Raw genomic sequence first — 13,352 nt, 5'->3', positions numbered from 1 at the left:
CTAGCGCTGCGCCGCGATCCATCGCGCGATGTCGGGCCACACCGTCGCCAGCGTGCGCGTCCCCATGAACATGCCTATATGGCCGCCCGGCACGAGCCGGCTCTCGATCCGCGACGCGGGCGTCCCGAGAAGATCGCGCGCGCCGAACACCTGCTCCGGCGTCGTGATGTCGTCGGCCTCGCCGGCGAGCAGATAGACCGGGCACGCGACGTCCTTCAGGTCGAGCGTGCGCCCGAGCGCGACGAACGTACCTTTCGCGAGCCGGTTCTCCTTGAAGATCTGCACGATCGCCTGCAGGTACCAGCGTCCCGGCAGGTCGATCGGGCTTTCGTACCAGTTCGCGAACACCTCGCGCTTGCGCAGGTATTCCGGATCGTCGAGATGCTCGTACAGGTCGATGTGCTCGGCGAGATAGTGCTGGTCGGGATGCATGTTCTTCCAGCCGCGCAGCATGAAGCGCCCACGCATCAGCCCGCCGCCCATCGCGACGAGTTCGTCGTAGAACGCCGTCGGATACGTGTGCACCATCCGCTTGATCGGGCCGTCGCCCGCGTCGGTGTCGATCGGCGAGCCCGCCAGCACGAGGCTCGCGACCTTGTGCGGGAAACGTGCCGCATACATCGCCGACATCCAGCCGCCCTGGCACAGCCCGACGAGATTCACGCGGCCGCCGAGTTCGTCGACGCACACGTTCAGCTCGGCCAGATACTGGTCGATCTCGAGGTCCTTCATGTCCTCGGTGGCCGAGCGCCAGTCGGTCAGGTACACACGCGTCACGCCGTGCTCGCGCAGCGTCTGCATCAGGCTCTGCCCCGGCTGGTAGTCGGCGATCATCGCGCTGTGTCCCGCGTACGGCGCATCGACGATCGTCGGCAGCCCGTGCGCCGGCGCGGCCGAATAATCGCGAAACGTCATCGTCCGCAGTTCCAGCAACGGCCGGTTCGGCGATGCCAGCGCCGGATGTGCTTCGAAATGGAGCTTCTCCTCTTCCGCGAGAAAGCGCAGATTGCGCGCCGCGATCTCGGCGCCGGCCGCGAACATCGCCGTGGCGGCAGCCATCGGCCAGAAAATCGGCAGCGCGGGGGCGCTGACGGCGGGAGAAGGCGTGTCGCGTGCTGTCATCGAAGTCTCACCGGGTCGGATACGGCGTGGAGGGAATCGCGTCGTCCAGCACGCGGCGCGTGTGGCGCGCGATCATCAGGTTCTCGTCGGTCGGGATCACGCGCACCGTCACGCGCGACGCGTCGCTCGACATCACCGGCAGGCCGGCCGCGTTCGCCGCGTCGTCGAGTACGATGCCGAGCCACGCCGCGCGGCGGCAGATCCGTTCGCGCACGCGCGGCGCGTGCTCGCCGATGCCCGCCGTGAACACGAGCGTGTCGAGACCGCCGAGCACGCCGGCCAGCGCGGCGAGTTCGCGGGCCGCGCGATAGGCGAACAGCTCGACCGCATGCGCGGCCGACGGTGCGTCGCTCGCGAGCAGCGTGCGCATGTCGCTCGACACGCCCGACACGCCCAGCAAGCCCGATTCGGCATAGATCAGATGCTCGACCTCGTCGAGCGAGCGGCCCGTGTGACGCTGCAGGTACAGGATCACGCCGGGGTCCAGCGCGCCGGTGCGTGTGCCCATCGGCAGCCCGTCGACGGCCGTGAACCCCATCGTCGTCGCGACGCTGCGGCCGTTCGCGAGCGCACACAGGCTTGCGCCGTTACCGAGGTGCGCGACCACCGTCCGGTGCTGCATCCACGACGGATCGAGGGCCGCGAGCGCCGTCGCGATGTACTCGTACGACAGCCCGTGAAACCCGTAGCGCACGATGCCCTGCTCGGTCAGCGCGCGCGGCAACGCGAACTCCCGTTCGAGCGCCGGCACCGTCGCATGGAACGCGGTGTCGAAACACGCGACCTGCGGCAGGTTCGGCGCAACCGCGGCCACCGCGCGAATCGCGTCGACGTGATGCGGCTGGTGCAGCGGTGCGAGCGGCGCAAGCGCCGCGATTGCATCGAGCACGCGCGCGTCGATCCGCACCGGCGCGGTGAAATACGGGCCGCCATGCACGACCCGGTGCCCGACGCCGTCCAACGCGGCCTCCCGCCCGACGTGAGCGGCGAACCACGCGTGCAGCGCCTCGATCGCGCCTTGATGCCCCGGTCGCGCGACGGCGCTGTCGGCGAGCGTCGCGCCATGTGCATCGGTCACGAACAGATGCGGGGTGTCATGCAGGTTCTCGACCTGCCCGTGCAGGCCCGCATCGAGCGAACAATCCTCGTGCGTGTCGTAGACCGAAAACTTGAGGCTCGACGAGCCGGCGTTGAGCACCAGGACAGGATGTCGCATCGCGGCCCCGTCAGTGTGCGTCGGCCGCAACCGTCGGCGCGGCCACGGGCACCGCCGCGGTGCGTGCCGCCGCGACGAGCGCCGCTACCGCGCAGCTCGCCAGGCGCGTGCGTTCGCTGTCCGCGCGACTCGTCAGGATCACCGGCACGCGCGCGCCGAGCACGATGCCGGCCGCATCGGCATTCGCGAGGAACGTCAGCTCTTTCGCGAGCATGTTGCCGGCCTCGAGGTCGGGCACGAGCAGGATGTCCGCATCGCCCGCGACCGCGGAATCGAGATGCTTGAGCCGCGCCGCCTCCGGGCTGATCGCGTTGTCGAGCGCGAGCGGCCCGTCGAGCAACGCGCCGGTGATCTGGCCGCGCTCGGCCATCTTGCACAGCGCGGCCGCGTCGAGCGTCGACGGCAGCTTCGAGCTGACCGTCTCGACCGCCGACAGGATCGCCACCTTCGGCCGGGCGATGCCGAGCGCATGCACGAGATCGATCGCGTTCTGCGCGATGTCGGCCTTCTGTTCGAGCGTCGGACGGATATTGACGGCCGCGTCGGTGATGAACAGCGGCTTGGGGTAAGTCGGCACGTCCATGATGAACACGTGGCTCAGGCGCCGCCCGGTGCGCAACCCCGTATCGGCGCGCACCACCTCGGCCAGCAACTCGTCGGTGTGCAGGCTGCCCTTCATCAGCGCCTGCGCGTCGCCCGCGCGCACCAGCTCGACCGCGCGTGCCGCCGACGCATGACTGTGCGGCGCATCCACGAGCCGATAGCCGGACAGGTCGACACCGAGCGTCGCGGCGAGCATCGTGATGCGCGCCACCGGGCCCACCAGCACGGGCACGATGATGCCGGCCCGCGCGGCGGCAGCCGCCGCGTGCAGCGAGACCTCGTCGCAAGGATGCGCGACCGCGACCGTCACCGGGCGCAATGCGCGGCAACGCGCAATCAGCGCTTCGTATTTCTGATGCGTGCGCAACTCGGTCATCGACTGCCCCTTCGCAAGGATCACGTGAACGGATTCTCGTGCGGGACCGGGCGACGTCGTTTGATTTCCGTCAATCGTTTCAGGTGAAGTCCCGATAGCATGAAGCCGCACGATGACATCCGGATGGCCGCGACGCCCCCCTGACATGCACATACGCGAAATCCGCTCGAAGATCGCCAGTACCTCGTCCACGCGCAAGATCACCAAGGCGATGGAAATGATGGCGCGCACCAAGATGGCGAGCGCGCAGCGACGTGCGCGGGAGTTCCGCCCGTACGCGGCACGCATCGGCGCAATGGCGGAACGCGTGCTGCGCGAACGTCCCGACCACGTGTCGGCACTGATGGCGCGACGCGATACCGTGCGCCGCGTCGGCCTGATCGTCGTCAGCACCGATCGCGGGCTGTGCGGCCCGCTCAATGCGCGGCTGCTCGTCGAATGCGTGGATGCGCTCGAACGCTGGGACCGGGCCGGCGTCGCGTGCGAACTGAGCGTGATCGGCGCGCGCGGCCTCGCGCCGCTCGTGCGCCATGGCGCGACCATCGCGGCCCGTGCGAGCGGCCTGGCCGCCGAGCCGCACTTCGAGCAGTTGCTCGGGGCGCTGCTCGTGCCGCTGACCGCGTTCGTCAACGGCGAGCTCGACGAAGTGCACGTCGCATACAACCGGCTGACGAGCCCGCTCGCGTACGAGCCGCGCATCGATGCGATGCTGCCGATCGCAGGGCTCGATACCGGGGCCGACGCGCCGACCGATGGCGCGCCCGCGTCCGACTATCTGTACGAGCCCGCGCCCAAACCCGTCGTGGACACGTTGCTGCTGCGCTACGTCGAGGCGACGCTCTATCAGGCCGTCGTCGAGAACTACGCGTGCGAGCAATGCGCGCGGATGTTCAGCATGCAGACCGCGACGGACAACGCCGACCGCGTGCTGCGCGAACTGCGGCACCTGTACCAGAAGACGCGACAGGCGCAGATCACCACCGAGCTGTGCGAACTCGTCGCCGGCGCGGCGGCGGTCTGAAGGAGTCCGCATGAAGACGTCGATGAAACTCGACATCGTGAGCGTGGAAGCGGTGCTGTATGCCGGCGACGCGCATTTCGTCGTCGTGCCGGGGGAAAGCGGAGAGTTGGGGATCTACCCGCACCACGCGCCGCTACTCACGAGAATCAGGCCGGGCGTCGTGACGCTCGTCGATGCGCCGACCGGCGAGCATCGCCGCCTCCTCGTCGCGGGCGGCGTGCTGGAGGTCAGCCGTGACGGCGTGACGCTGATCGCCGATCACGCACTGCGCACGCCGGAACTCGACGAGCTGCGCACACGCGAAGCGCGGCATGCGGCCGACGACTGGCGCCAGCGCTACGCGCACGAAAACCGGCGCGCATTCGATTTCGCGTCGGCCCGTGCGGAATTGATGGAGGAAATCCGGCGCTTCTTTGCGATGGCGCTGCGGCAACAGGCGCCGCACGACAAGCCGGGCAGCGCCGGCTAGCCGCGGCTCCGGTACCGCCCGCTCAGTCGCGCAGCTTGCGAAAACGCGGCGTGCCGTCTTCGAGATTGCCGTTGAACATCGCTTCCGGCCGCACCCACAGCCCGCGCGCATGCGGCCACAGATGCTCGTAGACGACTACCGATTCCTCGGTTTCGGAATGGCGGGCAACGCCGATGTAGCGGTACAGGCCGCCCTTGTAGTGGCGGTGCGTCGCGAGCTGTTCGGCTTCCTGTTCGGTCATGATGTGCTTCTCTTCGGCAAAAACGGAAAGCGCGTATTGTATGCGCTGCGCCGCGCGTCAGCGTTTCGTGTAGATGTCGGGGCGGCGGATCTCCATCAGCCGCTCGGGGTTCGCGGGCGGACCGAAACCGACCGGCCGGTACAGCGCGTGCGCGTCGGTCGTCGCGAGCATGATGCGGCGCAGGCCCTGCACCATTTCCTGCGCGAATATGTGGTCGATCAGCGCGCGGCCGTAGCCGTTGCCGCGTTCGGCCGGCAGCACGAACACGTCGCACAGGTACGCGAACGTCGCGTGATCGGTGACGAGCCGCGCGAACCCGACGAGCCGGTCGCCGACATACGCGCCGAAGCACAGCGAACCCTCGATCGCCCGCTCGACCACGTCGCGCGGGATGCCCTGCGACCAGTACGCGTCGCGATGCAGGAAGTCGAAGATCGCGTCGATGTCGAGTTCGCGCTTGTCGGTGGAAAATCTCAGCGTGGCGGGGGTGGCTGCGGGCACGTCTGTTCTCCGGTTCGAGGGCGGAAGGCGGAGCATCGACGATACCGCGCCGTGGGGTACGGGACAAGGGTTTGGCCGCGTCGTAGCGGGAGATCAGCTACGCGTCGCCCTGCCGCACGGCGCCACTCAACATGCGCAGCGCCTCAAGACTTGTACAATATTCTGTACATATATTCGGTTAGTGCTATACTTGTACGGTTACACGTACAAGTGAGGCACGCCATGCGCACGATTCATTTTTCCGATGCCCGCGGCAATCTGAAGACCGTCATCGACCAGGTCGTCGACGATGCGGACGTGACGCTCATTACGCGCCGCGATGCACCGAACGCCGTCATCATGTCGCAGGACTATTACGACAGCCTGATGGAGACGGTTCACCTGCTGCGCTCGCCAGCCAACGTCGCTCATCTCGAACGTTCGATCGCGCAACTGCGCAAGGGCAAGGCGAAAGAACACAAGCTCGCCGAGGACGATGAATGAGCGTACGTCGCGTGCTCTTTACTTCCGACGCATGGGATGACTATGTCTACTGGCAAGGACAGGATCGCAAGACGCTCAAGCGCATCAACCAGCTCATTCGCGAAACCCAGCGCACGCCGTTCGAAGGCATCGGCAAGCCGGAGCCGTTGAAAGCCAATCTGTCCGGCTTCTGGTCGCGCCGCATCGACGATACGAACCGCCTGGTCTACGAGGCTGACGACCTTCAAATCAGCATCGTGTCCTGTCGCTACCATTACGAGTAGCACGGCCGCCAACCAACCTCGCCACGTTCCGCCTCGCACGCCTCGCCCGATGACCTACCGCCTCATCGCCTTCGACTTCGACGGCACGCTCGCCGATTCGCTCGACAGCTTTCTCGCCGCGCTGTCGGAAGCGTCGCGCCTGCACGGCTTTCGCGACGCGACGCCCGAACTGCGCCCCGCGCTGCGCGGCATGTCGGCGCGCGACATCATCCGCGCGCTCGACGTGCCGATGTGGAAAGTGCCGCGCGTGACGATCGACATGCGCCGCCTGATGCGGCCGCGCATCGCGAACGTGCGGCTCTTTCCCGGCGTCGACGAAACGTTCGACGCGCTCGCCGCGCGCGGCATCCGCATCGCGATCGCCACGTCGAACACCGAGGAGATCGTGCGCGACCGGCTCGGCCCGCGCGCCGGCGCACGCGTCGACCATTTTGCCTGCGGCATTCCGCTGTTCGGCAAGGCGCGCCGTCTGCGCGCGCTCGTTCACGAGGCCGGTGTGCGCGCCGACGAAGTGCTGTACGTCGGCGACGAAATCCGCGATGCCGACGCGGCACGGCACGCGCGTATCGCCTTCCAGGGCGTCGCGTGGGGCTACACGGCGCCCGACGCGTTGCAGGCACATTGCGCGACGCCGTTGCTGCCGCGCCTCGATGCGCTGCTCGATCGCGTGTAACGCTTCACGCACGCCACGCACACACGCACCACTCACCGCCGACGCGCCGCCACAGCAACGGCCGCGACGACATCACACCGATGAAATGCCGATGACACGCACGCGCATCTCATGCATTGCATGCGCCACGTGCGCGCAAAAATTGCCGCCGCCGCACGCGCATCAGGTACGCACTACCGGCCTGCGCGCATGCTCATCGATTCGTCTTACCAACCGTTACACAAGCCACAGCACGGTTGCACCTGCTACCCGACCGCTCTCCTAGAATCAGTCGGGCCGGGAAACACTTCGAACGCCGCCGCGGCAGAGCGGCAGTCGAATCCGGCCCGGGCGCGCCCGGTCTCTCGCACAGCGACGGATCACACGATCCGTTTTTCAACCAGAGCCCCGATCGAAAGGAGGTCCCATGAACCGCTTTCCCCACATTTCGCGCCTTGCCTTGTCTGCCGCTGGCCTGCTTCTCGTCGCCGTGACGGCGACCGCGCAAACCGCGCAACCGGCACCCGCGGCATCCGCCGCGCCGGCCGCGACCGCGACGCGCATCCACGAAGCCGACCAGACCTTCATCACGGACGGCACGAAGACCGTGTCGACCCAGCACGACGCCGCGCGCATCGCCGATTCGCGCACGTCGGACAGCCAGGTCAAGGCGTTCGCGCAACGCGTGTCGACCGACGACGCGAAGATCATCCAGGCGATGCGCGCGGCGAGCCCGCGCGGCGTCGACGTACCGGCCAACGACCCGGACACGACCGTGCTGAACAGCATCAAGAGCCTGCGCGGCGCCGAGTTCGACAAGGCGTACATCGAACAGGTCGCGCTCGCCGGCCAGCAGAAGACGATCTCGGCATTCCAGGCCGAAATCGCATCGGGCCGCGACACCAAGCTGAAGGAAGTCGCACGCCAGGCGCTGCCGATCCTGCAGGCGCACTACGCGGACGCGCAGAAGCTCGCGCAGCGTCACCACCTCGCATCGGCGCAGTAACGCGATGCAGCGCCGCGCCTCGTGCGCGGCGCACCGTTCCCCCCGTCGTCGCGCTGCCGCCTCCCCTGCCGGCGGCGCGACGCACGTCCAACATTCAACGTTCAACGTCCCGCGTCACACGTTACGTCGCCAGCTTCGCCTCGAGTCGCGCACGCACGTCCGGCCATTCGTCGTCGATGATGCTGAAGCGCACCGAGTTGCGCTTGCGGCCATCCGGCATGATCCGTTCGTGACGCACGATGCCCTCCTGTTTCGCACCGAGCCGCAGAATCGCCGCGCGCGATTTCTCGTTCAGCTCGTCCGTGGTGAACTGCACGCGCACGCATCGCAGCGTGTCGAACGCATAAGCCAGCAGCAACCACTTCGCTTCGGTATTCGCGCGCGTACGCTGCGCCGATTCGCTCAGCCACGTATGGCCGATCTCCAGCTTGCGATTCCCGCGATCGATCTTCCAGAAGCGCGTGCTGCCGATTGCGCGGCCCGACGCGCGATCGGCGATCACGAACGGCATCACGGTGCCGGCCGCGCGTCCCTGCAACGCCGTGTCGATGTACGCGTCGACCGTCTGCGCGCCCGGCACGACCGTGACCTTCAGGTTCCACAACTCACCGTCGGCGGCAGCGTCCAGCAGCGCCTGCCGGTCGGATGCGGCGAGCGGGCGCAGAACGACACGTTCGCCGGTGAGGGTCGGTTGTTCGAGGAAAGACGATGCGTCGGTCATGACGGGATTTCCGGAAAATGACGGCGATGGCGGCGAAACGCCCATCATACGGCGGCGCCGCTAGCCGAGGTGCGCGGCGAGCCGGCGGCGGATCGCCTTCGCTTCGCCGCGCAGCGCATCGGCGAACGCGTCGACGAGCAGGCTCTTCGGCCGGTGCTCGGGCACGATCACGCTGACCCGGTACGGAAACGACCGCGTCAGCGGCCGCACGTGCAGGCCGCGGCCGACGAAATCGAGCGCAGTGAGCGGATTGACGATCGCAGCCCCGAGCCCCTGCCGCACGAACGCGCACACCGAGACGGCCGACGGCGTGTCGACCACCGAGCGCGGCGCGACGCCGAGTTGCGCGAATGCCTCGTCGATCATGATGCGGTACGGATCGTTCAGCGACAGGCTCACGAACGGGCGGTCGACGAGATCCAGCAGGTCGATCGCGTCCTGCGCGAGCAGCGGATGGCCGTCGGGCAGCACGCACACTTCATCGACTTCGAGCAGCGGCGTGAGCACCGTGCCGGCCGGCGCGACATCGTGCTCGGTCAGCCCGAGGTCGTAGCGTTGGGCGGTCAACCACTCCTCGAGCACCGGCGACTCCTGCGTCGCGACCGACACGCTGACGCCCGCATGCGCATCGTGAAAGCGCCGGCACGCACCGGGGAGGATCGCGTGCGAGAACGCCGGCAGCGCGATCACCGACAGTTGCCCGTCGCGAAACTCGCGCAGGCGTGCAGCCGTCGCCGCGACGCGTTCGAGCCCCACATACGCGAGCCGCACGTCGTCGAACAGCGTGAGTGCGGCCATCGTCGGGCGCAGCCGGCCATGCGCGCGTTCGAACAGCGCAAAGCCGACGACCTGCTCCATCCGCGCCAGTTCGCGGCTGATAGTCGGCTGCGACGTGTACAGCATCTCGGCCGCGCGCGTCGTGCTGCCGGTGACCATCAGTGCGCGGAACACCTCGATATGACGGTGCGTCAGCATGATCGTATATATCAGAAATGAATCGAATGAAGATAAACAGGCATTTTACTGGATAGCCAATCGGGCGCATCATCGCGCTATCCGTTCATTCGATCCGATTCATCCGCCATGTCCCTCGATTCCCGCCAGCTCGCGGCCCTCGCGCAGCAATACGGCACCCCGCTGTGGGTGTACGACGCCGACGTCATCCGCGACCGCATTGCCCAACTTCGCCAGTTCGACGTGATCCGTTATGCGCAGAAGGCGAATTCGAACGTCCATATCCTCAAGCTGATGCGTGACGAAGGCGCGTGCGTCGACGCCGTATCGCTCGGCGAGATCGAGCGCAGCCTCGCGGCCGGTTTCAGCCCGAGCGGCGAGCCGGAAGGCGTCGTGTTCACGGCCGACCTGATCGACCGTCCGACGCTCGCGGCGGTGCTCAAGCATGGCGTCACCGTGAACGCCGGCTCGCTCGACATGCTCGCGCGCATCGGCGAGCACGCGCCCGGCCACCGCGTGTGGCTGCGCGTCAACCCCGGGTTCGGCCACGGCCACAGCAACAAGACCAACACCGGCGGCCCGCAGAGCAAGCACGGCATCTGGATCGACGACGTACCGCGCGCGATCGAGATCGTGCGCCAGTACGGGCTGAAGCTGGTCGGCATCCATATGCACATCGGTTCGGGCGTCGACTACGGCCACCTGTCGCAGGTGTGCGATGCGATGGTCGACCTCGTCACGTCGCTCGGCCACGACATCGACGCGATCTCGGCCGGCGGCGGCCTGTCGATCCCGTATCGCGACGGCGAGCCGCGCGTCGACGTCGGTCACTACTTCAACCAGTGGGACGCCGCGCGCAAGCGGATCGAACGGCATCTCGGCCACCCGGTGCGCATCGAGATCGAACCGGGCCGCTTCCTCGTCGCCGAAGCCGGCACGCTCGTCACCGAAGTGCAGGCCGTCAACCGTCGGCCGAAGCACGATTTCGTGCTGATCGACGCCGGCTTCAACGACCTGATGCGCCCGTCGATGTACGGCAGCTATCACGCGGTGTCGGTGCACGCGCACGATGGCGCGCTGCCCGCCGGCCGGCCGCTCGTCGACCTCGCGATCGCCGGACCGCTGTGCGAATCGGGCGACGTGTTCACGCAGGATGCCGGCGGCGTGGTCACGCACCGAAAGCTCGCGCAGCCGCAGATCGGCGACCTGCTGTTCCTGCACGACGCAGGCGCATACGGCGCGTCGATGTCGTCGAACTACAACAGCCGGCCGCTCGCGCCGGAGGTGCTGGTCGATCGCGGCACGCCGCGGTTGATCCGCCGCCGGCAGACGATCGGCGAATTGCTCGCGCTCGAAACGTTCGAGTAACGCCCGCCCGGCGTGACGAACGCCAACGGCCAGGCTTGCCGCTACCGGCAGCCTGGCCGTTTTGCCTTGGGCCGCGTCATCGGGTGCAGGATCGAGCGCACGTCGCGATCACGCGTATCGGCGGCAACCGGCTTGCCGCCAGCCTCGCACCGGAGGGCGTCGGCCTGATACGCGACACACCGCTGCCCCTGCGTCACCCTGCGCGCTGCACGGGCGCCATCTTCGAGAAATACTTCGCGCCCGCCACGCAGCCGACCACCACGACCGTCACGACGACCATCGACGGCGGCACCGTCTCGTGCAGCAGCCCGGCCGCGAGCAGGAAGCCGAAGAACGGCTGCAGCAGCTGCAGCTGGCCGACGCCCGCGATCCCGCCGAGCGCCAGCCCGCGATACCAGAACACGAAGCCGATCAACATGCTGAACAGCGACACGTACGCGAGCCCCCACAGCGCGGCGGCAGCGACGCCGTCGAACGACGCGGGCCAGGTCAGCCACGTGAGCGGCAGCATCAGCGGCAGCGACAGCACGAGCGCCCACGAAATCACCTGCCAGCCGCCGAGCTGGCGCGACAGCCGCGCGCCTTCCGCATAGCCGAGCCCGCACGCGACGATCGCGGCCAGCATCAGCGCATCGCCGACCACCGACGCCTGCCCGCCGTTGCGCAGCGCGAACGCGGCCACCGCGCCGCTGCCGACGATCGAGAAGATCCAGAACGGCAACCGCGGCCGTTCGCCGCCGCGCCACACGCCGAACAGCGCGGTCGCGAGCGGCAGCAGCCCGACAAACACGATCGCATGCGCCGACGTCACGTGCTTCAGCGCAAGCGCCGTCAGCAACGGGAAACCGACCACGACACCAAGCGCGACGATGGCCAGCGACACGGCCTCGGCACGCGACGGCCGCTTCTGCTTCAGCACGACGAGCAGCAACAGGCCGAGCGCGCCGGCGATCGTCGCGCGGGCGAACGTGAGGAACAGCGGGTCGAGCCCTTGCACCGCGACTCGCGTCGCGGGCAGCGAGCCACTGAAGATGATCACGCCCAGCAAACCGCTGAGCCATCCGTCGGTCGTCTTTTGCACGGTCAATCCTGAATGGAAAGTGGATGACCGATGATCCGCCGACGGCGAAACCGGCGTAAGCTACAGCCCAATACAATTCAGACAAACTGTACTGGACAACCGGCCGTACAGTTCATCGTTCGCCATGCGCCATTCCGCCCCGATTCCCGCCCCGCCCGCGCCGTCGCGCACGCGCGTGGAAACCGTCATGGATACGTTGCGCGCGCGGATCGCGAGCCGCGCGCTGATGCCCGGCGCGCGCGTGCCGTCGATCCGGATGATGGCCGATGCGCTCAGCGTGTCGAAATCGACGGTCGTCGACGCGTACGAACGGCTCGCGAGCGAAGGCGTGCTCGTCGCACGGCGCGGTTCGGGCTTCTACGTGTCGGGCCACGCGCCGCCGCTCGCGCTCGCCGAATTGGGCCCGCGCCTCGATCGCGAGCTCGATCCGCTGTGGCTGTCGCGCCAGTCGCTCGAAGCGGCGCCGACGTCGGTAAAGCCCGGCTGCGGATGGTTGCCGTCGTCGTGGTTGCCCGACGAAAGCCTGCGTCGGGCGCTGCGCGCCGTGTCGCGCGACGAAGCCGATGCGTTGACCGACTATGCGACGCCGCTCGGCCTGCCCGCGCTGCGCCAGCAGCTCGCGTGGCGGCTCGCGCAGCACGGTGTCCATGCGGAACCCGCGCAGATCATGCTGACCGACGGCGGCACGCACGCGCTCGACCTCGTGTGCCGCCTGCTGCTGGAGCCCGGCGATACCGTCGTGCTCGACGACCCTTGCTACTTCAACTTCCAGGCGCTGCTGCGCGCGCACCGTGCACGGATCGTCAGCGTGCCGTTCACGCCGAACGGCCCCGATCTCGTGCGCTTCGAGCAAGTACTCGCCGAGCACCGGCCACGCCTGTACATCACCAACGCCGCGCTGCACAACCCGACCGGCGCGACGCTCGCGCCGCCCGTCGCGCACCGGCTGCTGACGCTCGCGGCCGAGCACGGGCTGCTGATCGTCGAGGACGACATCTTCGCGGATTTCGAAAGCACGCCCGCGCCGCGCCTCGCGGCGTTCGACGGGCTGTCGCGCGTCGTGTCGATCGGCAGCTTCTCGAAGACGCTGTCGGCCGCGATCCGCTGCGGCTATGTCGCCGCGCGCCCGGAGTGGATCGACGCGCTCGTCGACCTGAAGCTCGCGACGTCGTTCGGCAATGCGCAGATCGGCGCGAACGTCGTGCACCGGCTGCTGGTCGACGGCACGTACCGGCGCCATCTCGACAGTCTGCGCGCGCGTCTCGCCGATGCGAT

Annotated in this window: 16 protein-coding genes; 8 read left to right on the top strand and 8 right to left on the bottom strand. The window is 68.0% G+C overall.

Annotated features, from left to right (window positions below; all coding sequences use genetic code 11):
* Genes AP428_RS17905 through AP428_RS17895 form a run of 3 tightly spaced genes read right to left on the bottom strand, consistent with a single transcriptional unit; the run spans window position 1 to window position 3,317 of the window.
* Entirely contained in the window at window positions 1-1,122 is a 1,122-nt protein-coding gene (locus AP428_RS17905) for an alpha/beta fold hydrolase (RefSeq protein WP_011547281.1), read from the bottom strand.
* A gap of 7 nt (window positions 1,123-1,129) precedes the next feature.
* A complete protein-coding gene (locus AP428_RS17900) occupies window positions 1,130-2,338 on the bottom strand; it encodes an acetate/propionate family kinase (RefSeq protein WP_011547280.1) in 1,209 nt (402 codons plus the stop codon).
* A gap of 10 nt (window positions 2,339-2,348) precedes the next feature.
* Complete coding sequence (locus tag AP428_RS17895) at window positions 2,349-3,317, bottom strand: phosphate acetyltransferase (RefSeq protein ID WP_011547279.1); 969 nt, start codon at window positions 3,315-3,317, stop codon at window positions 2,349-2,351.
* 145 nt (window positions 3,318-3,462) lie between these two features.
* Between AP428_RS17895 and atpG the strand changes: the two genes are divergently transcribed.
* Together atpG and atpC are read left to right on the top strand one after the other, a co-directional pair.
* Window positions 3,463-4,338 carry an ATP synthase F1 subunit gamma gene (gene atpG, locus AP428_RS17890; RefSeq protein WP_011547278.1) on the top strand — a complete coding sequence of 292 codons (876 nt, stop codon included), beginning with the start codon at window positions 3,463-3,465 and terminating at the stop codon, window positions 4,336-4,338.
* A 10-nt stretch (window positions 4,339-4,348) separates the two neighbouring features.
* Window positions 4,349-4,807, top strand: coding sequence for an ATP synthase F1 subunit epsilon (atpC, locus tag AP428_RS17885; protein WP_011694794.1), 459 nt, complete (start codon window positions 4,349-4,351; stop codon window positions 4,805-4,807).
* A gap of 22 nt (window positions 4,808-4,829) precedes the next feature.
* On the opposite strand, the gene AP428_RS17880 is transcribed toward atpC, so the two are convergent.
* Together AP428_RS17880 and AP428_RS17875 are read right to left on the bottom strand one after the other, a co-directional pair.
* The gene (locus AP428_RS17880; RefSeq protein WP_006480837.1) at window positions 4,830-5,048 is read right to left on the bottom strand and encodes a DUF1653 domain-containing protein; all 219 of its coding nucleotides are present in this window, start codon (window positions 5,046-5,048) and stop codon (window positions 4,830-4,832) included.
* Between the two features lie 57 nt (window positions 5,049-5,105).
* On the bottom strand, window positions 5,106-5,549 hold the full coding sequence (locus tag AP428_RS17875; protein ID WP_027806938.1) for a GNAT family N-acetyltransferase: 444 nt from the start codon (window positions 5,547-5,549) through the stop codon (window positions 5,106-5,108).
* Between the two features lie 222 nt (window positions 5,550-5,771).
* On the opposite strand from AP428_RS17875, the gene AP428_RS17870 reads away from it, so the two are divergent.
* The 4 genes from AP428_RS17870 (at window position 5,772) to AP428_RS17855 (ending at window position 7,953) form a co-directional block, all read left to right on the top strand.
* A complete protein-coding gene (locus AP428_RS17870; RefSeq protein ID WP_011547275.1) occupies window positions 5,772-6,032 on the top strand; it encodes a type II toxin-antitoxin system Phd/YefM family antitoxin in 261 nt (86 codons plus the stop codon).
* Window positions 6,029-6,295 carry a Txe/YoeB family addiction module toxin gene (locus AP428_RS17865; RefSeq protein WP_011547274.1) on the top strand — a complete coding sequence of 89 codons (267 nt, stop codon included), beginning with the start codon at window positions 6,029-6,031 and terminating at the stop codon, window positions 6,293-6,295. The genes AP428_RS17870 and AP428_RS17865 overlap by 4 nt, the downstream gene beginning before the upstream one ends.
* A 49-nt stretch (window positions 6,296-6,344) precedes the next feature.
* Window positions 6,345-6,968 carry an HAD hydrolase-like protein gene (locus tag AP428_RS17860; RefSeq protein WP_011547273.1) on the top strand — a complete coding sequence of 208 codons (624 nt, stop codon included), beginning with the start codon at window positions 6,345-6,347 and terminating at the stop codon, window positions 6,966-6,968.
* A gap of 406 nt (window positions 6,969-7,374) precedes the next feature.
* On the top strand, window positions 7,375-7,953 hold the full coding sequence (locus AP428_RS17855; RefSeq protein ID WP_011547272.1) for a DUF4142 domain-containing protein: 579 nt from the start codon (window positions 7,375-7,377) through the stop codon (window positions 7,951-7,953).
* A 121-nt stretch (window positions 7,954-8,074) separates the two neighbouring features.
* Here AP428_RS17855 and AP428_RS17850 read toward each other — a convergent pair whose 3' ends face one another.
* Window positions 8,075-8,674, bottom strand: a complete 600-nt coding sequence (locus AP428_RS17850; protein WP_041489366.1) for a GNAT family N-acetyltransferase — start codon at window positions 8,672-8,674, stop codon at window positions 8,075-8,077.
* Window positions 8,675-8,734: 60 nt separating this feature from the next.
* On the bottom strand, window positions 8,735-9,649 hold the full coding sequence (locus AP428_RS17845; protein WP_011547270.1) for a LysR family transcriptional regulator: 915 nt from the start codon (window positions 9,647-9,649) through the stop codon (window positions 8,735-8,737).
* 108 nt (window positions 9,650-9,757) lie between these two features.
* Between AP428_RS17845 and lysA the strand changes: the two genes are divergently transcribed.
* Complete coding sequence (gene lysA / locus AP428_RS17840) at window positions 9,758-10,996, top strand: diaminopimelate decarboxylase (RefSeq protein WP_011547269.1); 1,239 nt, start codon at window positions 9,758-9,760, stop codon at window positions 10,994-10,996.
* A 193-nt stretch (window positions 10,997-11,189) separates the two neighbouring features.
* On the opposite strand, the gene AP428_RS17835 is transcribed toward lysA, so the two are convergent.
* Entirely contained in the window at window positions 11,190-12,077 is an 888-nt protein-coding gene (locus AP428_RS17835; RefSeq protein WP_011547268.1) for a DMT family transporter, read from the bottom strand.
* A gap of 124 nt (window positions 12,078-12,201) precedes the next feature.
* On the opposite strand from AP428_RS17835, the gene AP428_RS17830 reads away from it, so the two are divergent.
* On the top strand, window positions 12,202-13,352 hold a 1,151-nt coding region (locus AP428_RS17830; protein ID WP_054928339.1), incomplete at its 3' end, for a PLP-dependent aminotransferase family protein.

The organism is Burkholderia sp. E168m22, assembly GCF_001319805.1.
GTDB classification, from domain to species: Bacteria; Pseudomonadota; Gammaproteobacteria; order Burkholderiales; family Burkholderiaceae; genus Burkholderia; species Burkholderia orbicola.
Note: the sequence above shows the minus strand (reverse complement) of the source record. Positions and strands in the feature narration are given on the sequence as shown.